Consider the following 22185-nt stretch of genomic DNA (forward strand, 5'->3'; position numbering starts at 1 on the left):
GAGCAGCGGCATCACCTGCCGCCTGGGATGTCTTTGTTAACGGATCCGATGATGAATGCACCGCTGAAGGCGTTCGGCCCGATCAAGGCCGTGATTTTCGATATGGACGGTTTGCTGCTGGACACCGAGGGCATTTATACCGAGGTTACCTCGCTGATTGCCCAGCGTTACGGGCGCACCTTCGACTGGAGCGTCAAGCAGAACATCATTGGTCGCGGGGCCAACGATCTGGCCAATTACGTGGTGCAGGCGCTGGATCTGCCGATCACCGCCGAAGAGTTTCTGGTCATCCGTGAACCGCTGATGCGTGAGCGTTTCCCCACCGCGCAGGCGATGCCCGGTGCCGAGGAGCTGATTCGCCATCTCAAGGCGCACAACATCCCGATTGCCGTGGGTACCAGCTCGTCGCGTCAATCGTTCGGGCAGAAAACCACGCTGCACCGCGACTGGTTTGCGTTGTTCGACTTCATCGTCACTGCAGACGATCCGGAAGTCGGCGCGGCCAAACCGGCACCGGATATTTTCCTCACCGCCGCTCGCCGTCTGGGCGTGGCACCTGAGGATTGCCTGGTGTTCGAGGATTCGCCGTTTGGCGTGACCGCTGCGAAAGCCGCAGGCATGACAGCGATCGCCATCCCCGATGCCGCCATGGCCGATGAAAAATACGCACACGCTGACGGGATTCTTCGTACCCTGAAAGCGTTCACGCCCAGTGCCTGTGGTTTGCCGGCGCTGGAATGGGCGTAGACATCTGACACACAAAAACGCCGCCCTTCTTTTACAAGAGGGGCGGCGTTTTTCGTTCAGGCGACTCGGAAAATCAGGCGCCGAAACCACCGTCGATGGTCAGGCTGGCACCGGTGATGTAGCCGGCTTCCGGACCTGCCAGATAAGCGACGAAGCTGGCGATTTCTTCGGCTTTACCGTAACGACCCACCGCCATCAGCGGAATCAGACTCTCGGCGAAATCACCATGCGCCGGGTTCATGTCGGTGTCGACCGGGCCGGGCTGCACGTTGTTGACGGTGATGCCGCGTGGGCCGAGGTCGCGGGCCAGGCCTTTGGTCAAACCGACCAGCGCCGATTTGCTCATTGCATACACACCGCCGCCGGCGAAGGGCATGCGGTCAGCGTTGGTGCTGCCGATGTTGATGATGCGCGCGCCTTCGCCCATGTGTTTGGCGGCTTCCTGCGAGGCGATGAAGACGCTGCGAATGTTGATCGCTACGGTCTGGTCGAAGTCTTCAAGTTTGAAGTCTTCCAGTGGTGCGACGGCCAGCACGCCAGCGTTGTTGACCAGAATGTCGAGGCGGCCAAAAGCTTCGAGCGTGGCGCTGACGGCGTGGCGGATGGCAGCGGCATCGGCGCTGTCGGCCTTGATCGCCAAGGCTTTGCCACCGTTTGCGGTGATGCTGTTCTGCAGCTCTTCGGCTTTTGCGCTGGAGCTGACGTAAGTGAAGGCTACAGCGGCGCCTTCAGCGGCCAGGCGGTTGACGATGGCAGCACCGATACCACGGGAACCGCCTTGAATCAGAGCGACTTTGCCGCTGAGGTGTTGAGTGGTCATGTTCGATCTCCAGACTATTCAAGGCGAAATGCCTTGGTGTTGGTGCCGAGTATCGGCGTGGTATCGACAACTGTGTAGACCATGATTGCTATAGTCTGTGTAAACCAGAAGTTTATAGTGGCGAACATGGAAACCTTCAGCAGCATCGAATGTTTTGTGCGTAGTGCCGAAGTCGGCAGCTTTGCCGAGGCCGCACGACGCTTGAGTCTGACCCCGGCAGCCGTCGGCAAAAGTGTGGCCAAACTCGAAGGGCGGCTCGGCGTGCGGCTGTTCCAGCGTAGTACACGCAGCCTGACGCTGACCGAGGCCGGGCAACTTTTCCTCGATCAGGTGAGTGGCAGTTTGACGACCATTCAAAATGCCGTGGCCAATCTGTCCAGTGTCGAAGGGCTACCGGCGGGAACGCTGAAAGTCAGCATGGGCGCAGCATTTGGCTGTCTGCATATCGTGCCGATGCTCGGTGAGTTTCTACGACGATATCCGGCGATCAATCCGGACTGGCACTTCGATAATCGACAGGTCGATCTGATCGCCCAGGGCTTTGATGCGGCCATCGGTGGCGGTTTCGAACTGCCGCAAGGCGTGATCGCACGCAAGTTGAGCCCGGCGCATCGGATATTGGTCGCGTCCACCGACTATTTACAGGCCAATCCCGAGATCATCGAACCGGACGACCTCAGCCATCACGACGGCATTCTGATCCGCTCGCCGCAAACCGGACGCGTGCGTTCCTGGCAATTGACCGGACGCAATCCACAGAATTGTCGGCCGTTGATGCTCAAGGCGCGAATGACCATGAGTGATTCCGAGGCCGCTTGCAGGACAGCAGCACAAGGCTTGGGAATCGCGCTGGTGAGCATGCCGTTTGCGGTGGGCTATCTGCAGGCGGGGACGTTGCAGCGGGTGTTGCCGGACTGGTTTGTCGATGACGGCAACATCTCGATTTACTACGCCGAGCATAAATTGTTGCCGGGCAAGACGCGGGCGTTTGTCGATTTTCTGATTGAGCAGTTTGCGGAGCGGGGGTTGGCGCAGCGGTTCAGTGCAATTTGAGCTCGGCTTGATACCGAGTTGCAGCCTTCGCGAGCAGGCTCGCTCCCACATTTGGAATGCATTTCCCCTGTGGGAGCGAGCCTGCTCGCGAATGGGGCGACTCGGTTTCCGAGGATGACCTCAGCGGGCAAACCGCCCCGGCCAGCCAATAATGTTCTTCGGCCGTGGCGTTGCATAAGTCCGCACTTTCGACGTCGATAAGCGCAACCGCACCAGCGATTCCGCAATCGTCACCGCCGCCGTCACCCCGTCCACCACCGGCACGCCAGTACGTCGACGAATCTGCTCATCCAGCCCGGCCATGCCGCCGCAACCCAGGCAGATCACCTCGGCTTTGTCCTGCGTCACCGCCAACTCCGCCTGATGCACGATCGCTTCCAGCGCGCGCTGCGGCTCGTGCTCCAGCTCTAGAACGGCCAGGCCACTGGCCCGCACCGATGCACAACGATCCCACAGACCGGACAATTTCAGCCGATCCTCGATCAGCGGCACGGTGCGATCCAGTGTGGTTACCACCGAATACGCGTGCCCCAGAAACATTGCCGTACTCGCCGCCGCATCGGTGATGTCCACTACGGGCACATTGAGCAATTCCTGCAAACCTTCACGGCCATGTTCGCCATAACCGGCCTGAATCACTGCATCGAACGGCTGATCGTAGGACATCACCCGATCCATCACCGCGATGGCCGCCAGATAGCTTTCGAAGTTGCCTTCAATCGAATCGGCGCCGAAGTACGGCGTCAAACCGACAATTTCCGTTCCGGGCGAAGCAACGGCCTGCGCCGAACGGGCGATGGCCTCAGTGATGGATTCGGTGGTGTTGACGTTGACCACGAGAATACGCATGGGGAAATCCTTATAGCGGGCAGTTCTGCGGCCCGAAACCGGGCCGCGAGGGAGTTAATGGCAGACGTTGTCGACAGCGATCGATTCGCCGCTGATGTCGGCGTAGTGCGGTTGGCGTTTGGCGATGATCGGATAGAGCATTCCGGCGATCCCGGCGCCGATCAGCCAAGAAAACGGCGAGACACTGTGGAAGCCCGGAACCAGCGCCAGGACAATGGCGATCAATGCCGCAGGAATAAACGCCGCCACCGCGCGGAAATTGACGCCGTGGCTGTAGTAATAAGCGCCTTTCGGGTCTTCGCTGTAGAGCTGCGGTACGTTGATCCGACCTTTGCGGATCAGCCAGTAGTCGACCATGATCACGCCGTACAACGGGCCGAGCAGGGCGCCGAGACCGGACAGGAAGTACACGATCACCAGCGGGCTGTTGTAGAGATTCCACGGCAGGATCAGCACGGCGATGGTCGCGCTGATCAGCCCGGCGCGGCGGAACGTCAGGTACTTCGGCGCCAGGTTGCTCAGCACGAAGGCCGGGGCGACGAAGTTGGCCATGATGTTCACCGCAACGGTGACGATCAGAAACGCCAGGCAACCGAGCACCAGGAAGAAGGTGTTGGGAATCGAGGCGATGATCTCGGTCGGGCTTTCGATGATCCGGCCATTGATCTGAAATTGCGCACCGCAGAGCAGAACCGTGATCGCGGCGAACACCAGAATATTCACCGGCAAACCCCAGAAGTTTCCTACCTTGATGGTCTTGCGGCATGGCGAAGAGCGGGCGAAGTCGCAGAAATTGAGGATCAACGTGCCGTAGATCGCCAGCCACAAAGCGCCGCCGGCAAAGATGTTGCGCCACATCTCGCCACCGGTCAGTGGTTCGCGGATCGACCAGGCGATGGTCGCGTTGGCCTGGAAGTACATCCACGCGGCGAGGGCGGCCACGGTCAGCAGAATCACCGGTCCGGCAAACGCTTCGTAGCGGCGCACCATTTCCATGCCGTAGGCAAGGATCGCCAGTTGCACGAACCAGATCGCCACGAAACACACCCAACCCAAAGTCGACAGACCCAGAATCGCGTTGTGGTCGTATTCGGCGAAACCGGGATGCACCGCTGTGAGCAGTACGCGGAACACCACTGAGGCCAGGTACGTCTGAATCCCGAACCAGGCAATAGCGATAACCGCCCGGATCAGTGCAGGAATTTGCGCGCCATGGATGCCGAAACTGATCCGGCTGATCACCGGAAACGGCACGCCGGTTTTCTGCCCCATGTAACCGGACAGGTTCATGAAGAAGTACACCAGCGCCGCACCAATCCCCAGCGACAGCAGAATCTGCCAGCCTCCCAGGCCCAAAGCGTAGAGGCCGATGGCGAAGGAGTAGTTGGCGATGTTGTGCACGTCGTTCGTCCACAGGGCGAAGATGCTGTATTTGCCCCAGCGCCGACCCTCGGCCTTGGTCGGCGCGAGATCGCTGTTGTGCAGGCGCGGGCTCAGTTGTAACGGCTCGGTCAGACCGTCATCGGGTAACGGTTGGTCGAGGGCAGAGGCGGGCAGATTCAGCGCGATGTTATTGGAGAGACTTGTACGCATTCCGGCAGGCTCCTGATGTGCAGGGCCGCGATGACTGTGCATGAGCGTTCAGGCTCGACATATCTTCGTCGCGGCCAGCGAACATCACTGGTTACGGGGCATCTGCAGCCTGTACGGGATAGGGCGCTTCAGGCTTGCGGATCGAAAGTGTGTATGTTTTGCAGTTTTGTATACAAAACATGTATGCACTAAAGCCAGATTTGTGCCAGTTGGCGATCTATGCGCAGCCGTGTTCATTTCGAAAAGTTATCGATGAACGCTAAGTGGTTGAAAATAATTGGTTAAAAATTGACCGATTGAACAAGTATTTATTTTTGGCGGGGGATTTTGACAGCGGGCGAGGGCGGGGAGTTTTTAGGCGTGATGTAACTTTTCAGGGCGTGGAAACAAAAAAGTGCACACATAAATGGCACCGATGGTGACATTACTGTGTACACATTTATTGAGTCGCTAGTGACCTTTGTAGGAGTGAGCCTGCTCGCGATAGCGGTGTATCAGCCAAAAAATTCATCGACTGAGACACCGCTATCGCGAGCAGGCTCACTCCTACAGGGGGAAATCAGCGCGGCAGGGCGTTACGCCTTGCTAATGATATTGCCGGCATGCAACCCGCACTCTTTCTGCGTCGCCTCTTCCCACCACCAGCGGCCTTCGCGCTCATGCTGGTTCGGCAGCACCGGGCGGGTGCACGGTTCGCAGCCTATGCTGATGAAGCCGCGTTCATGCAGGCTGTTGTACGGCAGCTCAAGCATGCGGATGTAGCCCCAGATCTCTTCGCTGGTCATCTGCGCCAACGGGTTGAACTTGTACAACGTACGCTCCGGCGTGGAGAACGCGGTGTCGATTTCCATCACCGCCACAGCGCTACGCGTGCCCGGGCTCTGATCGCGGCGCTGGCCGGTGGCCCAGGCTTTGACGCTAGATAGTTTGCGGCGTAGCGGTTCGATTTTGCGGATGCCGCAGCATTCGCCGTGGCCGTCCTTGTAGAAACTGAACAGGCCTTTTTCCTTCACGAACGGTTCCAGTTTCGTGTAGTCCGGCGACACCAGTTCGATGTCGATCTTGTAGTGCTCGCGCACCTGATCGATGAAGCGGTAGGTCTCTGGGTGCAGGCGGCCGGTGTCGAGGCTGAACACCTTGACGTTCTTGTTGAGCTTCCAGGCCATGTCCACCAGCACCACATCCTCGGCGCCGCTGAAAGAGATCCAAAGGTCATCGCCGAACTCGGCAAACGCGAGTTTCAGAATGTCCTGGGCGGATTTATTGGCATAGGTCGTGGCGAGTTCCACGACGTCGAACGTTGCACTCATCAGGGCGGCTTCCTACAGGTCGGTGGCGCTGGGCGCTCTATATGGCGCTGATGGTAACAAAAAGCTGCACGGCTCGGGGGCGTGCTGTGCGTTGCGCGTCTGCATGTGAGTCGCTAGAGTTCGGCCTCGCTCGACTCAAATAATCAATACAAACGGGAGTGTCTTGTGGAAATTGCTTGCCTGGATCTTGAAGGGGTGTTGGTGCCGGAAATCTGGATCGCCTTCGCCGAAAAAACCGGAATCGAATCCCTCAAGGCCACCACCCGGGACATTCCCGATTACGACGTGCTGATGAAGCAGCGTCTGCGCATCCTCGACGAGCACGGCTTGAAGCTGTCGGACATTCAGGAAGTGATCGCCACCCTGAAGCCGCTGGACGGCGCAGTGGAGTTCGTCAACTGGCTGCGTGAGCGCTTTCAGGTGGTGATTCTGTCGGATACGTTCTATGAATTTTCCCAGCCGCTGATGCGCCAACTGGGCTTCCCGACCTTGCTTTGCCATCGTCTGATCACTGACGAAACCGGGCGGGTGACCAGCTATCAGTTGCGTCAGAAAGATCCCAAGCGTCAGTCGGTGCTGGCGTTCAAGAGCCTGTATTACCGGGTGATTGCGGCGGGGGATTCGTATAACGACACGACGATGCTGGGCGAGGCGGATGCGGGGATTCTGTTTCATGCGCCGGAGAATGTGATTCGCGAGTTTCCGCAGTTTCCGGCGGTGCATACGTTTGCCGAGTTGAAGCAGGAATTCCTGAAGGCTTCGAACAGAGAGTTGAGTTTGTAGTCGTCTGAAAAGACGCCATCGCGAGCAGGCTCACTCCTACAGGGGATCGCATTCCAAATGTAGGAGTGAGCCTGCTCGCGATAGCTTTTAAAGGTTCTGCAGGGTTTCGAGGAGGATTCTGACTTTGGTGATCGACTCCTGATACTCCGCCTGCCAATCCGAATCGGCGACAATCCCGCCACCGCCCCAGCAGCACACTTGCCCATCCTTGACCAACAGACTGCGAATCGCGATGGAGCTGTCCATCTCGCCGCGTACGTCCAGATACAGCAACGAGCCGCAATACAAACCGCGTCGGGTCGGTTCCAGCTCATCAATGATCTGCATTGCGCGAATCTTCGGCGCGCCGGTGATAGAGCCGCCGGGGAAACTGCCGGCAATCAAATCCAGTGCGTCGCGATCATCCGCCAGTTCACCGGTGACGCTGCTGACCAGGTGATGCACGTTCGGATAGCTTTCCAGACTGAACAGCTCCGGCACGCGTACCGAGCCGATGCGGCAGGTGCGGCCGAGATCGTTGCGCAGCAGGTCGACGATCATCAGGTTTTCTGCGCGATCCTTGGGGCTGGCCAGCAGTTCGGCGGCGTTGGCCGCATCTTCGGCTGGGGTCAGGCCGCGAGGGCGGGTGCCTTTGATCGGGCGGGTTTCCACCTGGCGTTCGCTGACTTTGACGAAGCGCTCCGGCGACAGGCTCAACACCGCGCCGCCCTCGGGCAGGCTCTGGAAACCGGAGAACGGTGTCGGGCAGGCTTCGCGCAATGCGCAATAAGCCAGCCACGGATCGCCCTGGCACGAAGCGCGGAAGCGTTGGGCGAAGTTGACCTGATAGCAATCGCCGGCCTGGATGTAGTGCTGAATGCGTTCGAAGGCTTGGCGGTAATCGTCGGCCGAGAGGTCGGCGGTCATCGGGGCGTTCAATTTGAACGGGGTCAGCGCATCAGCATGTGGCTGAGTGAATAACGCAATCAGGCGTTGTTTCTCGCCGTCGATCACGGACGGGTGGAAGACCAATTGGCTGGTGGCCATCTGGTGATCGCTGATCAGTGCCCAGGCGTACAGGCCAAAACGCGCGTCCGGCAATTGCAGATCATCCAACGCCTGGCTCGGCAGGTTTTCCAGGTGCCGACCGAAATCGTAGCTCAGGTAACCGATCAAACCGCCAGCGAATGGAAGCTCGAAACTTGCTGGCAAATCAGCCTCACCGAGGCGATTCAGATTGTCACGCAGACGTTGCAGGAAATGATTGCCGCTTTCGTCGGGCAACACCGCCAGTTGTTCCAGCGGCCAGGCGCTGAGCAGGTCATAACGACCACGGTCGGCACTTGGCCGGCCGCTGTCGAGCAGTACGGCGCCGGGCGCGTTGCGGATGGCCGCGAAGTAGTCGGCGGGATTGGCGCGGTAGGGCAGCGGGTGTACGGAACAGGTCAACATGGGCGGGGCAGATCGGCCGTTGAGGCGGGGAGGGGATTGTAGTCCTCTCCGATGCCAGATCAAAGTCAAAAGCCTCCCCCTCACCCCAACCCTCTCCCCCAAGGGGGCGAGGGGGAAAGGGGGCAGATCGGGGGCTTTTCAAAACTTGGGTTCGGCTCGATATCTTGGGGGAGGGAGCCGATCTTCATGCTTTTCAAGGCCTGAGTTCGACTCAAGACGTTCAGGTCGGCGTACCTCGAACATCCACTTCGGTCAGTCCCCTCTCCCTCTGGGAGAGGGCTAGGGTGAGGGGCTTTTAGTTTTTCAGCTCTTAGCCTTCGACCGCAGGAATATGCCCAAACATTTCCTGAGTAAACGCAACCCGCTCTTCAACCGTCTCCGTCACCCCACGCGCCTTCAGCTCTTCCAGTCGCGCTTCCACCGCGTGCGTGCGCAACGTCAGCCCACAGTCATTGGCAATCTGGATATTCAGCCCCGGCCGCGCATTGAGCTCGAGAATCAGCGGGCCTTTCTCCTGATCGAGCACCATGTCCACACCGATATAGCCCAGCCCGCACAGCTCATAACAGCCTGCCGCGAGCTTCATGAAACCGTCCCAGTAGGGCAGTTGCACGCCGTCCACCGCGTTGGTGGTGTCGGGGTGTTTGGTGATGATGTTGTTCAGCCAGGTGCCGCGCAACGTCAAACCGGTGGCCAGATCCACGCCGACGCCGATGGCGCCCTGGTGCAGGTTGGCCTTGCCGCCGGACTGCCGGGTCGGCAAACGCAGCATCGCCATCACCGGATAGCCCATCAACACGATGATGCGGATGTCCGGCACGCCTTCGTAGCTGATGCTTTTGAAGATCTGGTCCGGGGTCACCCGGTATTCGATCAGCGCCCGATCGCGGTGGCCGCCCAGCGAATACAAACCGGTGAGGATGCTCGAGATGTGATGCTCAAGCTCTTCGTGGGCAAGGATCTTGCCCGACACCGTGCGATAGCGACCCTCGAAACGGTCGGCGATGACAATGATGCCGTCACCGCCAGCGCCCTGGGCCGGTTTGATCACGAAGTCGCTGCGCCCGCCGATGATCTCGCCGAGCTTGTCGATTTCCTTTTCGGTGGAGATCACGCCATACAACTCCGGCACGTGAATGCCGGCCTCGATGGCACGTTCCTTGGTGATGATCTTGTCATCGACGATCGGGTACAGGCTGCGCTTGTTGTACTTGAGCACGTAGTCGGCATTACGCCGATTGATGCCCATGATGCCCCGCGCCTCTAGCGCCTTCCAGGTCTTCCAGAAACCGAACATCAGGCGTCAGCCTTCTTCAGGAACGCCTTGAAGCGCACCAGTTCGGTCAGGCGGTAACCGCGATAACGCCCCATCGCCAGCATGAAACCAACCAGAATCAGCAGGATCGCCGGGAAGGTGAACACGAAGTAGACCAACTCAGGCACGGTCATGATCAAGTGCGCCAGAGACGCCGCGAACAGTGTACCAATCGCGACTTTCATCGCATGGCTGGCACCACGTTCTTCCCAGGTGATCGACAGGCGTTCGATGGTCATGGTCAGAATCACCATCGGGAACAGCGCCACCGACAGACCACGTTCCAGCCCGAGCTTATGGCTGAACAGGCTGATCGCCGCGATCAACACCACGACAAAGGTCAACACCACCGAGAGTCGCGGCAGCATTTGCAGCTTCAGGTGTTCCAGATACGAACGTAACGACAGGCCCAGCGCGGTGATCACGGTAAACAGCAGAATGCCGAAACCCAGCTGCGTTTCGCGGAAGGCGAGGGCGATCAGCACCGGGGTGAACGTGCCGAGGGTCTGCAGGCCGATCAGGTTGCGCAGGATCAGGATCACCAGCACGCCGATCGGGATCATCACCATGATCATGAAGGTCTGCTGGGTCTGCAGCGGCAAGCCGTACAGCGAGTATTCGAGGAAGTTGGCGTCGGTGTTTTCGTCGGTCAGCTTGGCCAGACGAATCGCGTTCATCTCGCTGTTGTTCAGGCTGAAGGTCACGTTGGCTTTCTTGCCACCGTCGACGGTGATCAGGTTTTCATCGCCAGTCCACCACAGCAGACGGTCGGTCGGCAGGCCTTGTTCGCCGGTTTCCGGGTTGAAGTACAGCCAGTCGTTGCCGTTGAAGCTGCGCAGCCACAGTTCAGGCATTTGCGGCTGGTCGGCGACGAGGCGGATGGTGTGGACTTTTTCCACCGGCACGTGAGCGATGGACAGCAGCAGCTCGACTATTTTGGCTTTGTGCGCGGTCGACGGATCGCCGGCCAGCAGCAGCTTGACGTTGTCATCGTTGAGGTTGTTGACGCGTTTGATCGCTTCGCCGATGAAGGTTTCGACGTCGGCCGAGTGCTGACGGATCGGCGCGAGCAGGGCTTCGGCGGCGATTTTCTCCGGGCCTTCGATGGCGATGCTGTCGCGGAAGGTCGGGCCTTTGATCTTGGTTTTTTCCGCGGTGTAGCGCTTGGTCAGCACCAGACGGTAATAAAGGGTCTGGTTGCCCTTGGCCCGGCGTGCCGACCAAGTGACCTTGCGGTTGCCATCGACGCGGTTCACCGCAACGCCGTAGTTATTGGAGATAAAGCTCTCGTTGAGGCTGACGTAATCGCGACTCAACGGTGGCACGAACATCTGGATCTTCACCGGATCCTTGGTGCTGGCGACGAACTCGACCTTGGCGTCGATGTTCCACAAGTCGTCGGTGGCGTCTTCGGTTACCGGGATGCCGAGCACGAAAATCTGATAGGCCGTAACCGAAACGCCCAGCAGCACCAGAATGGTGATCAGGATTTTCAGGTGGAAGGTTAGAGAACGCATGGAAATTACTCGGCGGTATGAGCGGCGATGGTGCAGGCGGGTTTGCCGGCAGCGTATTTAAGACTTGGATCGACCAGCGCGTCGAAGCGTTTAAGCGCCTCGGAGCCAATCAAAAGCGGATATTGGAACGCACTTCGGTCGGTCAGGTTCACTTCGATGCTGCGCATCGCTGATCCCATGCAGATATCCAGCTCGATCACCGGACGGGCGGTGTACTTCTTGCCTTCTTCCGGGTCGTAGTCGCCAGCACGGCGCTTGATCTTGCTGACCCGGGCCAGCGGCCGTTCGATCGGGTGTGAATGCGCAGCGTCTATCGCCAGGTAGAAACGTACCCAGGACTCACCGTTGCGTTTAAAGCGTTTGATGTCGCGGGCACTCAGCGAGGCGGTTTTCGCGCCCGTGTCGAGTTTGGCCGCGACTTCGAGGTTGATGCCGTCAAGCGAAGCGTATTCGTTGAGGCCGTACACGGTTTTCTCCCCCGCGGCGGCGAGGCCGGGCAGGCAAAACAGGGCAAAAAATGTGGGGAAGGGCTTGAGTCTCATAAATCCTGGTGCGCAGCGTTCCGTTTTCGGTTCAGGTCCTTGGCAATACTTGCGCAAGACCCTTCGTGTGCCTGGCAGCTTTTTATGACAAGCCGTACAAATGGCCAGCAAATGCGGGCGGCATTCTAGCACGGTGGTTTTATGGCGCCAGCGCCCGAGCCGGTCTATACCCCTTTGGGAACCCTGTGGGAGCGAGCCTGCTCGCGAAGGCGGTGCGTCATCCCATGCAGATGCTGACTGACAGTACGCTTTCGCGAGCAGGCTCGCTCCCACAGGGATTAATCGACCAATGGGAGATTGCCTACGGTTATTAGACGATTGTCGACAATACCTATTTATCCTTTGACTGATGCGGGCTAATTGGCTAGTTTTTGCCGCATCGGATTTAAAGGTGTCGACAATCATGCTGGATCAACTCGATCCCCCGGTCATCAGCGGCGACGATTCCGAGACACTTTCGGAAAACGTCTTCCGGCGCATTCAAGCGGCTATCGTCAAAGGCGAGATCGCCCCGGGCAGCAAGATCTCCGAGCCGGAGCTGGCGCGCACCTACGGCATCAGCCGGGGGCCATTGCGGGAGGCGATCCACCGTCTGGAAGGCCAGCGCCTGTTGGTGCGGGTACCGCACGTCGGCGCGCGGGTGGTGTCGCTCAGCCACGCCGAATTGCTCGAACTCTACGAAATCCGCGAATCCCTCGAAGGCATGGCCTGCCGTTTGGCAGCCGAACGCATGAGCGTCGAAGAAATCGACGAACTGCGCCGGGTGCTGGAAACACATGAGCGCGATGCGGCGTTTCAGGCCGGTGTCGGCTATTACCAGCAGGAAGGTGATTTCGACTTCCACTACCGGATCATCCAGGGCAGCGGCAACCGCACGCTGACGCAGATGCTCTGCGGCGAGTTGTATCAACTGGTGCGCATGTACCGCATCCAGTTTTCCACCACGCCGAACCGCCCGCGCCAAGCCTTCGCCGAACACCACCGGATTCTCGATGCCATCGCCGACCGTGACGGCGAGCTCGCGGAATTGTTGATGCGCCGTCACATCGGCGCCTCGAAACGCAACATCGCCCGTCATTACCAGGACGGCGCCCACAATAAGACAGCCACTGAACGAGGTGAGTCATGAGTTCCAAGCACAGCACTCCAGGCCAGCGTTTCCGCGATGCGGTCGCCAGCGAGCATCCATTGCAGGTGGTCGGCGCAATCAACGCCAACCACGCGCTGCTGGCCAAACGCGCCGGTTTCAAGGCGATCTACCTGTCCGGTGGCGGGGTGGCTGCAGGCTCGCTCGGCGTGCCGGATCTGGGCATCACCGGTCTGGATGACGTGCTGACCGACGTGCGCCGCATCACCGACGTTTGCGATCTGCCGCTGCTGGTCGACGTCGACACCGGTTTCGGTTCCTCGGCATTCAACGTCGCGCGCACGGTCAAATCGATGATCAAGTTCGGCGCGGCGGCGATTCACATCGAGGATCAGGTCGGCGCCAAGCGCTGTGGCCACCGTCCTAATAAAGAGATCGTCAGCCAGCAGGAAATGGTCGACCGCATCAAAGCCGCCGTCGATGCCCGCACCGATGACAGCTTCGTGATCATGGCGCGCACCGATGCGCTGGCGGTGGAAGGTCTGGAATCGGCACTCGATCGCGCAGCGGCGTGCATCGAGGCTGGCGCTGACATGATCTTCCCGGAAGCGATCACTGAGCTGGAGATGTACAAGCTGTTCGCCAACCGTGTGAAAGCGCCGATTCTGGCCAACATCACCGAGTTCGGTTCGACACCGCTGTACACCACCGAGCAACTGGCCGGCGCCGACGTGTCGCTGGTGCTCTATCCACTGTCGGCGTTCCGCGCGATGAACAAGGCTGCCGAAAACGTTTACACCGCGATCCGTCGCGACGGCACGCAGCAGAATGTCATCGACACCATGCAGACTCGCATGGAGCTTTACGATCGCATCGATTACCACACCTTCGAGCAGAAACTCGATGCGTTGTTTGCCGCCAAGAAATAAAGATCAAAAGATCGCAGCCTGCGGCAGCTTCTACACAGCTCCCTGTAGGAGCTGTCGAGTGCAACGAGGCTGCGATCTTTTCGCCACACTCCCTAACAAATTCAAGATTGGAGAACACAATGGCCGAAGCAAAAGTACTCAGTGGCGCCGGGCTCCGTGGCCAGGTCGCCGGGCAAACCGCACTGTCCACCGTGGGCCAGGCCGGTGCCGGGCTGACCTATCGCGGTTACGACGTGCGCGAACTCGCTGCCGATGCGCAATTTGAAGAAGTCGCTTACCTGCTGCTCTACGGCGAGCTGCCGACGAAGGCGCAACTCGACGAATACCAAGGCAAACTGAGCAAGCTGCGCGACCTGCCGCAAGCGCTGAAAGAAGTGCTCGAACGCATCCCCGCCGACGCCCACCCGATGGACGTGATGCGCACCGGTTGCTCGTTCCTCGGCAACCTCGAGCCGGAGAAAGACTTCTCCGAACAGCGCGACAAAACTGACCGCTTGCTGGCCGCATTCCCGGCGATCATGTGCTACTGGTATCGCTTCAGCCACGACGGCAAACGCATCAACTGCGTCAGCGACGAGCCGACCATCGGCGGCCACTTCCTGCACTTGCTGCACGACAAGAAGCCGAGCGAACTGCACGTGAAAGTGATGAACGTCTCGCTGATCCTTTATGCCGAGCACGAATTCAACGCCTCGACCTTCACCGCCCGTGTTTGTGCATCGACGCTGTCCGATCTGTATTCCTGCGTCACTGCCGCTATTGGTTCGCTGCGCGGTCCGTTGCACGGCGGCGCCAATGAAGCAGCGATGGAAATGATCGAGCGCTTCTCGTCGCCGGAAGAGGCGATCAAAGGCACCCTCGGCATGCTTGAGCGCAAGGACAAGATCATGGGCTTCGGCCACGCGATCTATAAGGACAGCGATCCGCGCAACGAGGTGATCAAGGGCTGGTCGAAAAAACTCGCGGATGAAGTCGGCGACAAAGTGCTGTTCCCGGTTTCCGAAGCCATCGACAAGACCATGTGGGAGCAGAAAAAACTGTTCCCCAACGCCGATTTCTACCATGCCTCGGCGTACCACTTCATGGGCATCCCGACCAAGCTGTTCACGCCGATCTTCGTCTGCTCGCGCCTGACTGGCTGGGCTGCGCATGTGTTCGAACAACGCGCCAACAACCGCATCATCCGTCCAAGCGCCGAGTACGTCGGCGTCGAACAGCGCAAGTTCGTGCCAATCGAACGTCGCTGAAATGGTGAGCTGACGCGATCCCGGAAAACACCGCTAGACCCTGTGGGAGCGAGCCTGCTCGCGAAGACGGACTGACATTCACCATCGATGTCGACTGATCTACCGCTTTCGCGAGCAGGCTCGCTCCCACAGTGGATGGTGTGTAACTCAGGTTTGTGTCAGCCACCCTTTGAAACTACCGTGACCCGAGTCCTGACCCGATGAACACAGAATTTCGCAAAACCCTGCCCGGCAGCCCTCTGGATTATTTCGACGCCCGTGCGGCGGTCGAAGCGATTCAGCCCGGCAGTTACGACACCCTGCCGTACACCTCCCGCGTGCTGGCGGAAAACCTCGTGCGTCGCTGCGACCCGGCCACGCTTACCGATTCCCTCAAGCAACTGATCGAACGCAAACGCGACCTCGACTTCCCGTGGTTTCCGGCGCGTGTGGTTTGCCACGACATTCTCGGTCAGACCGCGCTGGTCGACCTCGCTGGCCTGCGCGACGCGATCGCCTTGCAGGGCGGTGACCCGGCGCAGGTCAACCCGGTAGTGCCGACGCAATTGATCGTCGACCACTCGCTGGCAGTGGAGGCAGGCGGTTTCGACAAGCAGGCGTTCGAGAAAAACCGCGCCATCGAAGACCGTCGCAACGAAGACCGTTTCCACTTCATCAACTGGACCAAAAAGGCCTTCAAGAACGTTGACGTGATCCCACCGGGCAACGGCATCATGCACCAGATCAACCTGGAGAAAATGTCTCCGGTGATCCAGGTGCGTGAGGGCGTGGCGTTCCCCGACACTTGCGTCGGCACCGACAGCCACACCCCGCACGTCGATGCTTTGGGCGTGATTGCCATCGGCGTTGGCGGTCTCGAAGCCGAGAGCGTGATGCTCGGTCGCGCCTCGTGGATGCGCCTGCCGGAAAGCGTCGGCGTCGAATTGACCGGCAAGCTGCAACCGGGCATCACCGCCACCGACATGGTGCTGGCGCTGACCGAATACCTGCGCAAACAGAAAGTCGTCGGCGCATGGCTGGAATTCTTCGGCGAAGGCGCAGCGGCGCTGACCCTTGGCGACCGCGCGACCATCTCCAACATGGCCCCGGAATACGGCGCCACGGCGGCGATGTTCTACATCGATCAGCAAACCATCGATTACCTGAAACTCACCGGTCGCGAAGACCAGCAAGTGCAGTTGGTCGAGCAGTACGCCAAGCTCACCGGCCTGTGGGCAGACAGCCTGAAAGGCGCGCAATACGAGCGCGGTCTGACTTTCGATCTGTCCTCGGTGGTGCGCAACATGGCCGGCCCGAGCAACCCGCACGCCCGCGTCGCGGTGGCGGATCTGGCCGCCAAAGGCATCTCCGGCCAGTGGGATGACGTGCCGGGACAAATGCCCGACGGCGCAGTGATCATCGCCGCCATTACCAGTTGCACCAACACCAGTAACCCGCGCAACGTCATCGCCGCCGGCCTGCTCGCGCGCAACGCCAACAAACTCGGCCTGACCCGCAAGCCATGGGTGAAATCCTCGCTGGCGCCGGGCTCGAAAACCGTGGCGCTGTACCTCGACGAAGCAGGGCTGACCACGGAGCTGGAGCAGCTCGGATTCGGTGTCGTCGCCTTCGCTTGCACTACCTGCAACGGCATGTCCGGTGCGCTCGATCCGGTGATCCAGCAGGAGATCATCGACCGCGATCTGTATGCGACCGCCGTGCTCTCGGGCAACCGCAACTTCGACGGCCGCATCCACCCGTACGCCAAGCAAGCGTTCCTCGCGTCGCCGCCGCTGGTGGTCGCCTATGCGATTGCCGGGACCATCCGCTTCGATATCGAAAAAGACGTGCTCGGTGTCGTGGACGGCAAAGAAATCCGCCTGAAAGACATCTGGCCGAGCGACGAAGAAATCGACGCCGTAGTGAAATCTTCGGTCAAGCCTGAGCAGTTCCGTCAGGTCTACATTCCGATGTTCGCCGTCCACGAAGACACCGGCCCGAAAGTCACTCCGCTGTACGACTGGCGTGATATGAGCACCTACATCCGCCGTCCGCCGTACTGGGAAGGCGCACTGGCCGGCGCGCGTCCGCTCAAGGGCATGCGCCCGCTGGCGGTGCTGCCGGACAACATCACCACCGATCACCTGTCGCCATCCAACGCAATCATGCTCGACAGCGCCGCCGGTGAATACCTGGCGAAAATGGGCCTGCCGGAAGAGGACTTCAACTCTTACGCCACGCACCGTGGCGACCACTTGACCGCGCAGCGTGCAACGTTTGCCAACCCGAAACTGTTCAATGAAATGGTCGTGGAAAACGGCAAGGTCAAACAGGGTTCGCTGGCGCGTGTCGAGCCGGAAGGCAAAGTGATGCGCATGTGGGAAGCCATCGAAACCTACATGGAACGCAAGCAGCCGCTGATCATCATTGCCGGCGCCGATTACGGTCAGGGTTCGTCGCGCGACTGGGCGGCAAAAGGTGTGCGTCTGGCTGGCGTCGAGGCGATTGCCGCAGAAGGTTTCGAGCGCATTCACCGCACCAACCTGGTGGGCATGGGTGTGTTGCCGCTGGAGTTCAAGCCGGGCACTGACCGTCACACGCTGGCCATCGACGGCAGCGAAACCTATGACGTGATCGGCGAGCGCAAACCGCGCGCGGACCTGACGCTGGTGATCCATCGCAAGAACGGCGAGCGCGTTGACGTGCCGGTGACCTGCCGTCTGGATACCGCTGAAGAAGTATCGATCTACGAGGCCGGCGGCGTGTTGCAGCGCTTCGCTCAGGACTTCCTTGAAGAGTCGGCGGTTGCCGTTTAAATCAACTGATGCGGGCATGGGATTTTAAGTCCCATGCTTTCGGTAAGGAGCAATATGGCTCACGCACCACAAATAAAAATCCCCGCCACCTACATGCGCGGCGGCACCAGCAAAGGCGTGTTTTTCAGCCTCAAGGATCTGCCTGAAGCGGCGCAGATTCCCGGTCCGGCTCGCGACGCTTTATTGCTGCGCGTGATCGGCAGTCCCGACCCGTACGACAAACAAATCGACGGCATGGGCGGCGCGACGTCGAGCACCAGCAAAACCGTGATCCTGTCGAAAAGCATCAAGGCTGATCACGACGTCGATTACCTGTTCGGTCAGGTCTCCATCGACAAGCCCTTTGTGGATTGGAGCGGCAACTGCGGCAACCTCTCGGCAGCGGTCGGTTCGTTCGCCATCAGCAATGGCCTGGTCGATGCCAGCCGCATTCCGCACAACGGTGTCGCGGTGGTGCGCGTGTGGCAGGCCAACATCGGCAAAACGATTATTGCCCACGTGCCGATCACCAACGGCGAAGTGCAGGAAACCGGTGATTTCGAACTCGATGGCGTGACTTTTCCGGCTGCTGAAGTACAAGTCGAATTCATGGACCCGGCGGCGGAAGAAGAGGGTGGCGGTGGTTCGATGTTTCCTACCGGCAACCTGATCGATGAGCTGGAAGTGCCGGGCGTTGGCACGTTCAAGGCGACCATGATCAACGCCGGCATCCCGACGATTTTCGTCAACGCCGCAGACATTGGTTATACCGGCACTGAGCTGCAAAGTGCGATCAACAGCGATCCGCAAGCGCTGCAGATGTTCGAGAAGATTCGGGCTTATGGCGCGCTGCGCATGGGACTGATTGCTAATCTTGATGAAGCGGCGAAACGGCAGCACACGCCGAAAGTCGCGTTCGTTGCCAAGCCTGTGGATTACGTGGCGTCGAGTGGTAAAGCGGTTGGCGCTGGTGACGTGGATTTGCTGGTGCGGGCGTTGTCGATGGGCAAGTTGCATCACGCGATGATGGGCACGGCGGCGGTGGCGATTGGTACGGCGGCAGCGATTTCCGGCACGTTGGTGAACCTTGCGGCGGGTGGCGTTGAACGGAATGCCGTGCGCTTCGGACATCCGTCCGGAACGTTGCGTGTTGGCGCTGAAGCCAGTCTGGAAAACGGCGAGTGGGTGGTGAAGAAAGCCATCATGAGCCGTAGCGCACGCGTTCTCATGGAAGGCTACGTGCGCATCCCGGGTGATTCTTTCTGATTTGAGATTTTTCACCCTCACCCCAGCCCTCTCCCAGAGGGAGAGGGGGCCGACCGAGGTGTCTTGGGTTGTACATCGACCTGAAAGATCAAGTCGATTATGGATTCAGGGGGCCGACCGAGGTGTCTGGGGTTGTACATCGACCTGAAAGAACGAGTTGATTATGGATTCAGGAGCCGATCGAGGTGTCTGGAGTAGTACATCGACCTGAAAGATCGAGTCGATTATGGATTCAGGGGCCGACCGAGGTGTTTGAAATTGTGCATTGACCAGATCGATTATGGATTCAATGGCGATCGTTCACGTCGGTGAACCTCTACAGCATCCCCCAATCGGTTCCCTCTCCCTCGGGAGAGGGCTAGGGTGAGGGGCCCACCCACAGAAGAAACACAAAACAAGCAGGCACCCCAGACCTGCAATCACCCAAACCCGCCAAGCCCTGAGGAAGACCGCACCCACTCATCATTCCCGCACAGGAGAACCGCAATGAGCGCCAACGTCGACCTGAACAACCGCCCCGACTACGACCATGTCCTGCAGGACATCGCCGACTACGTCCTCACCTTCAAAGTCACCTCCACCGAAGCTCTCGACACCGCCCGCAACTGCCTGATGGACACGCTGGGCTGCGGCCTGCTGGCACTGCGCTTTCCCGAATGCACCAAGCATCTCGGCCCAATCGTCGAAGGCACCGTCGTGCCGTTTGGTGCGCGAGTCCCGGGTACGTCTTATCGCCTCGACCCGGTGAAAGCCGCGTGGGACATCGGCTGCATCGTCCGTTGGCTCGACTACAACGACACCTGGCTCGCCGCCGAATGGGGCCATCCATCGGACAACCTGGGCGGCATTCTTGCGGTGGCCGATCACCTCTCGCAGAAGCGTCTGGCCAATGCTGAAGCGCCGCTGACCATTCGTGATGTCCTCGAAGCAATGATCATGGCTCACGAGATACAAGGCGTGATTGCCCTGGAAAACTCCTTCAACCGGGTAGGACTCGATCACGTCATTCTGGTGAAAGTCGCCTCGACCGCCGTTACCGCCAAACTGATGGGCGCCAATCGCGAGCAACTGTTGTCGGCGTTGTCCCATGCGTTTGCCGACGGTCAGGCACTGCGCACCTATCGTCATGCGCCGAATGCCGGTTCGCGAAAGTCCTGGGCGGCCGGGGATGCGACGAGTCGTGGCGTGCGTCTGGGCGACATCGCCATGCGCGGCGAAATGGGTATTCCCGGCGTGCTGACTGCGAAACAGTGGGGCTTTTATGACGTACTGTTCAGCCACACCAATAGCGATCTGGCGCTGAAACCGGAAGATAAACGCGCTTTCAGTTTTTCGCGGCCGTTCGGCAGTTACGTGATGGAAAACGTCCTGTTCAAAATCAGCTTTCCCGCCGAGTTCCACGCGCAAACCGCCTGCGAAGCGGCGGTGACCTTGCACCCGCAGGTGCGCAATCGTCTGCACGAGATCGACAAGATCGTCATCACCACCCACGAATCGGCAATTCGCATCATTTCCAAGGTCGGGCCGCTGGCCAACGCCGCCGACCGCGACCACTGCATCCAGTACATGACCGCCGTGCCGCTGGCGTTCGGCAATCTGGTCGCCGAGCAGTACGAAGACGATTTCCACCGGGCGCATCCAGTCATTGATGTGCTGCGCGAAAAAATGGTCATCGTCGAAGAGCCACGTTTCACCCGCGAGTATCTCGAGGCCGACAAACGTTCGATCGCCAACGCCGTACAAGTTTTTTTCAAGGACGGCAGCAGCACCGAAAACGTCGTGGTGGAATACCCGATCGGCCATCGCCGGCGCCGTGCCGAGGGCATTCCGTTGCTGGAGGACAAGTTCAAAGCCAACCTGGCCACGCGCTTCACCGGTCAGCGCAGCAGCGAGATCTTCGCGTTGTGCAAGGATCAGGCGCTGCTTGAAGCAACGGCTGTTAACCGCTTTGTGGATATGTTGGTTATCTGAACCACTTTTCCACAGGCAATTTGGTGATCGCAAAACCGCTCAACAAAATCGCCGAATAGATCATCAGTTCCCGGGACAGGGTTTGCCCTTCGTACCAGGCGCCGATGATCACGGCGAACACCGGGAAAATGATAAACACGAACGACAGGATGATCGGGCTCAAGCGTTTAAGCAGCAAAAAGTAAACGATGAATCCACCCACCGATGCCACCAACCCGAGATACAGCAGGGCGCCCCACGAGCGGGCGCTGACGTCACTGAACGCCGGCGTCTCAATGCTCAGACCGACAATAAATAACATCAGGCCGGCAATGCCGATCGGCAGCGTGTTGTAGGTGATCACGCTGATCGCGCTGCCGTGTTTTTTCGTCACCACGTAGCACAGCGCATGCATCACCGCTGCACACAGAATTGCCAGTACGCCAAGCCATTCCGCCTGATCCAGATGCAGACCCTGACTGCGAATAATCATGAACAGACTGCCAAAGCCAATCGCGATGCCGAGCATTTGCGACGGGTAGATTTTCTCGCGCAGAAACAGCGCCGAGAACAGCAGGATAAAAACTGGCATGCAACTGAACAGCAGGGCGGTCAGGCCCGATGACACGTGCATCTCGCCGTAGTTGAGCAGGTAGTAGGGCAGGCTGAAATACGACAGCGTGACGAACACAAAGAACCAGCGACTTTGCTTTGGAAAAAACAGCGGTTCCTTGCGCAACAGCGCGAAGCTCAGGAACAGCGGAAAAGCGATCAGAAAACGCAGCCCGGCGGCGGTCAGCGGTGGCACGCTTTCCACCGCAATCTTGATACCCAGCCACGTCGTGCCCCAACTCAGGCAGACGATCAGAAACAAGGTACTGGTGATCAATCCGGCGAGCCAGGGTTTGCTGATGTTCATCGGTGTGCTGACGGCGGTCGACATGCGGCGTGCTCCGAACGGTGGAATTGACC

At 59.4% G+C, this 22185-nt stretch carries 18 protein-coding genes; 9 read left to right on the forward strand and 9 right to left on the reverse strand.

Annotation, left to right across the window (positions count from 1 at the left end; genetic code table 11):
- Positions 1–51 precede the first annotated feature (51 nt).
- Positions 52–747, forward strand: coding sequence for an HAD-IA family hydrolase (locus AB4N44_RS26400; protein WP_026000652.1), 696 nt, complete (start codon positions 52–54; stop codon positions 745–747).
- Between the two features lie 73 nt (positions 748–820).
- Here AB4N44_RS26400 and AB4N44_RS26405 read toward each other — a convergent pair whose 3' ends face one another.
- Positions 821–1567 carry a 3-oxoacyl-ACP reductase family protein gene (locus tag AB4N44_RS26405; RefSeq protein WP_460111428.1) on the reverse strand — a complete coding sequence of 249 codons (747 nt, stop codon included), beginning with the start codon at positions 1565–1567 and terminating at the stop codon, positions 821–823.
- 126 nt (positions 1568–1693) lie between these two features.
- Here AB4N44_RS26405 and AB4N44_RS26410 point away from each other — a divergent pair, with 126 nt between their 5' ends.
- Complete coding sequence (locus AB4N44_RS26410; protein WP_460111426.1) at positions 1694–2620, forward strand: LysR family transcriptional regulator; 927 nt, start codon at positions 1694–1696, stop codon at positions 2618–2620.
- A gap of 120 nt (positions 2621–2740) precedes the next feature.
- Here AB4N44_RS26410 and AB4N44_RS26415 read toward each other — a convergent pair whose 3' ends face one another.
- The 3 genes from AB4N44_RS26415 to AB4N44_RS26425 form a co-directional block, all read right to left on the reverse strand.
- The gene (locus AB4N44_RS26415) at positions 2741–3469 is read right to left on the reverse strand and encodes an aspartate/glutamate racemase family protein (protein WP_007916448.1); all 729 of its coding nucleotides are present in this window, start codon (positions 3467–3469) and stop codon (positions 2741–2743) included.
- Positions 3470–3523: 54 nt separating this feature from the next.
- Entirely contained in the window at positions 3524–5062 is a 1539-nt protein-coding gene (locus AB4N44_RS26420) for an NCS1 family nucleobase:cation symporter-1 (RefSeq protein ID WP_460111424.1), read from the reverse strand.
- Between the two features lie 575 nt (positions 5063–5637).
- Positions 5638–6372: a phosphoadenylyl-sulfate reductase gene (locus tag AB4N44_RS26425; protein ID WP_077571815.1), complete on the reverse strand. Its 735-nt coding sequence runs from the start codon at positions 6370–6372 to the stop codon at positions 5638–5640.
- 165 nt (positions 6373–6537) lie between these two features.
- Here AB4N44_RS26425 and thrH point away from each other — a divergent pair, with 165 nt between their 5' ends.
- Entirely contained in the window at positions 6538–7155 is a 618-nt protein-coding gene (gene thrH, locus AB4N44_RS26430; RefSeq protein WP_095047760.1) for a bifunctional phosphoserine phosphatase/homoserine phosphotransferase ThrH, read from the forward strand.
- An 87-nt stretch (positions 7156–7242) separates the two neighbouring features.
- Here the strand turns inward: thrH and pabB are convergent, their stop codons facing one another.
- The 4 genes from pabB to rloA all read right to left on the reverse strand — a co-directional run bounded on the left by pabB (position 7243) and on the right by rloA (position 11960).
- Positions 7243–8586, reverse strand: a complete 1344-nt coding sequence (gene pabB, locus AB4N44_RS26435; RefSeq protein ID WP_127926477.1) for an aminodeoxychorismate synthase component I — start codon at positions 8584–8586, stop codon at positions 7243–7245.
- 310 nt (positions 8587–8896) lie between these two features.
- A complete protein-coding gene (locus AB4N44_RS26440; protein ID WP_016983747.1) occupies positions 8897–9883 on the reverse strand; it encodes an alpha-L-glutamate ligase-like protein in 987 nt (328 codons plus the stop codon).
- A complete protein-coding gene (gene rloB / locus AB4N44_RS26445; RefSeq protein WP_008080999.1) occupies positions 9883–11418 on the reverse strand; it encodes an osmotic stress tolerance membrane protein RloB in 1536 nt (511 codons plus the stop codon). Before rloB ends, AB4N44_RS26440 begins: the two co-directional genes overlap by 1 nt.
- Before the next feature lie 5 nt (positions 11419–11423).
- On the reverse strand, positions 11424–11960 hold the full coding sequence (gene rloA / locus AB4N44_RS26450) for a retropepsin-like aspartic peptidase RloA (protein ID WP_016983749.1): 537 nt from the start codon (positions 11958–11960) through the stop codon (positions 11424–11426).
- Between the two features lie 406 nt (positions 11961–12366).
- On the opposite strand from rloA, the gene AB4N44_RS26455 reads away from it, so the two are divergent.
- The 6 genes from AB4N44_RS26455 to prpD all read left to right on the forward strand — a co-directional run bounded on the left by AB4N44_RS26455 (position 12367) and on the right by prpD (position 21234).
- Positions 12367–13089 (forward strand): GntR family transcriptional regulator, encoded by a 723-nt coding sequence (locus tag AB4N44_RS26455; protein ID WP_172828118.1) that lies wholly within the window; start codon positions 12367–12369, stop codon positions 13087–13089.
- On the forward strand, positions 13086–13976 hold the full coding sequence (prpB, locus tag AB4N44_RS26460; protein WP_007916432.1) for a methylisocitrate lyase: 891 nt from the start codon (positions 13086–13088) through the stop codon (positions 13974–13976). The genes AB4N44_RS26455 and prpB overlap by 4 nt, the downstream gene beginning before the upstream one ends.
- Before the next feature lie 119 nt (positions 13977–14095).
- Positions 14096–15223, forward strand: a complete 1128-nt coding sequence (gene prpC / locus AB4N44_RS26465; protein WP_127926479.1) for a bifunctional 2-methylcitrate synthase/citrate synthase — start codon at positions 14096–14098, stop codon at positions 15221–15223.
- 200 nt (positions 15224–15423) lie between these two features.
- Entirely contained in the window at positions 15424–18018 is a 2595-nt protein-coding gene (acnD, locus tag AB4N44_RS26470) for a Fe/S-dependent 2-methylisocitrate dehydratase AcnD (protein WP_460111419.1), read from the forward strand.
- Positions 18019–18072: 54 nt separating this feature from the next.
- Entirely contained in the window at positions 18073–19263 is a 1191-nt protein-coding gene (gene prpF / locus AB4N44_RS26475; protein WP_460111417.1) for a 2-methylaconitate cis-trans isomerase PrpF, read from the forward strand.
- A gap of 486 nt (positions 19264–19749) precedes the next feature.
- Positions 19750–21234 (forward strand): 2-methylcitrate dehydratase, encoded by a 1485-nt coding sequence (gene prpD / locus AB4N44_RS26480; protein ID WP_460111415.1) that lies wholly within the window; start codon positions 19750–19752, stop codon positions 21232–21234.
- Here the strand turns inward: prpD and AB4N44_RS26485 are convergent.
- Complete coding sequence (locus AB4N44_RS26485) at positions 21227–22132, reverse strand: DMT family transporter (RefSeq protein ID WP_174245107.1); 906 nt, start codon at positions 22130–22132, stop codon at positions 21227–21229. The two genes, prpD and AB4N44_RS26485, sit on opposite strands and share 8 nt — an antisense overlap.
- Between the last annotated feature and the right edge of the window lie 53 nt (positions 22133–22185).

The organism is Pseudomonas sp. S3_C06 (assembly GCF_054667675.1).

What these genes read in the sequence shown, in the direction of transcription:
- pabB (WP_127926477.1), bottom strand. Translation starts at nt 8,586, where the DNA reads ATGTTGACCTGTTCCGTACACCCGCTGCCCTACCGCGCCAATCCCGCC.
- AB4N44_RS26405 (WP_460111428.1), bottom strand. Translation starts at nt 1,567, where the DNA reads ATGACCACTCAACACCTCAGCGGCAAAGTCGCTCTGATTCAAGGCGGT.
- AB4N44_RS26440 (WP_016983747.1), bottom strand. Translation starts at nt 9,883, where the DNA reads ATGTTCGGTTTCTGGAAGACCTGGAAGGCGCTAGAGGCGCGGGGCATC.
- AB4N44_RS26485 (WP_174245107.1), bottom strand. Translation starts at nt 22,132, where the DNA reads ATGAACATCAGCAAACCCTGGCTCGCCGGATTGATCACCAGTACCTTG.
- AB4N44_RS26400 (WP_026000652.1), top strand. Translation starts at nt 52, where the DNA reads ATGAATGCACCGCTGAAGGCGTTCGGCCCGATCAAGGCCGTGATTTTC.
- acnD (WP_460111419.1), top strand. Translation starts at nt 15,424, where the DNA reads ATGAACACAGAATTTCGCAAAACCCTGCCCGGCAGCCCTCTGGATTAT.
- prpF (WP_460111417.1), top strand. Translation starts at nt 18,073, where the DNA reads ATGGCTCACGCACCACAAATAAAAATCCCCGCCACCTACATGCGCGGC.
- AB4N44_RS26425 (WP_077571815.1), bottom strand. Translation starts at nt 6,372, where the DNA reads ATGAGTGCAACGTTCGACGTCGTGGAACTCGCCACGACCTATGCCAAT.
- rloA (WP_016983749.1), bottom strand. Translation starts at nt 11,960, where the DNA reads ATGAGACTCAAGCCCTTCCCCACATTTTTTGCCCTGTTTTGCCTGCCC.
- rloB (WP_008080999.1), bottom strand. Translation starts at nt 11,418, where the DNA reads ATGCGTTCTCTAACCTTCCACCTGAAAATCCTGATCACCATTCTGGTG.
- prpB (WP_007916432.1), top strand. Translation starts at nt 13,086, where the DNA reads ATGAGTTCCAAGCACAGCACTCCAGGCCAGCGTTTCCGCGATGCGGTC.
- AB4N44_RS26415 (WP_007916448.1), bottom strand. Translation starts at nt 3,469, where the DNA reads ATGCGTATTCTCGTGGTCAACGTCAACACCACCGAATCCATCACTGAG.
- AB4N44_RS26420 (WP_460111424.1), bottom strand. Translation starts at nt 5,062, where the DNA reads ATGCGTACAAGTCTCTCCAATAACATCGCGCTGAATCTGCCCGCCTCT.
- AB4N44_RS26410 (WP_460111426.1), top strand. Translation starts at nt 1,694, where the DNA reads ATGGAAACCTTCAGCAGCATCGAATGTTTTGTGCGTAGTGCCGAAGTC.
- prpC (WP_127926479.1), top strand. Translation starts at nt 14,096, where the DNA reads ATGGCCGAAGCAAAAGTACTCAGTGGCGCCGGGCTCCGTGGCCAGGTC.
- prpD (WP_460111415.1), top strand. Translation starts at nt 19,750, where the DNA reads ATGAGCGCCAACGTCGACCTGAACAACCGCCCCGACTACGACCATGTC.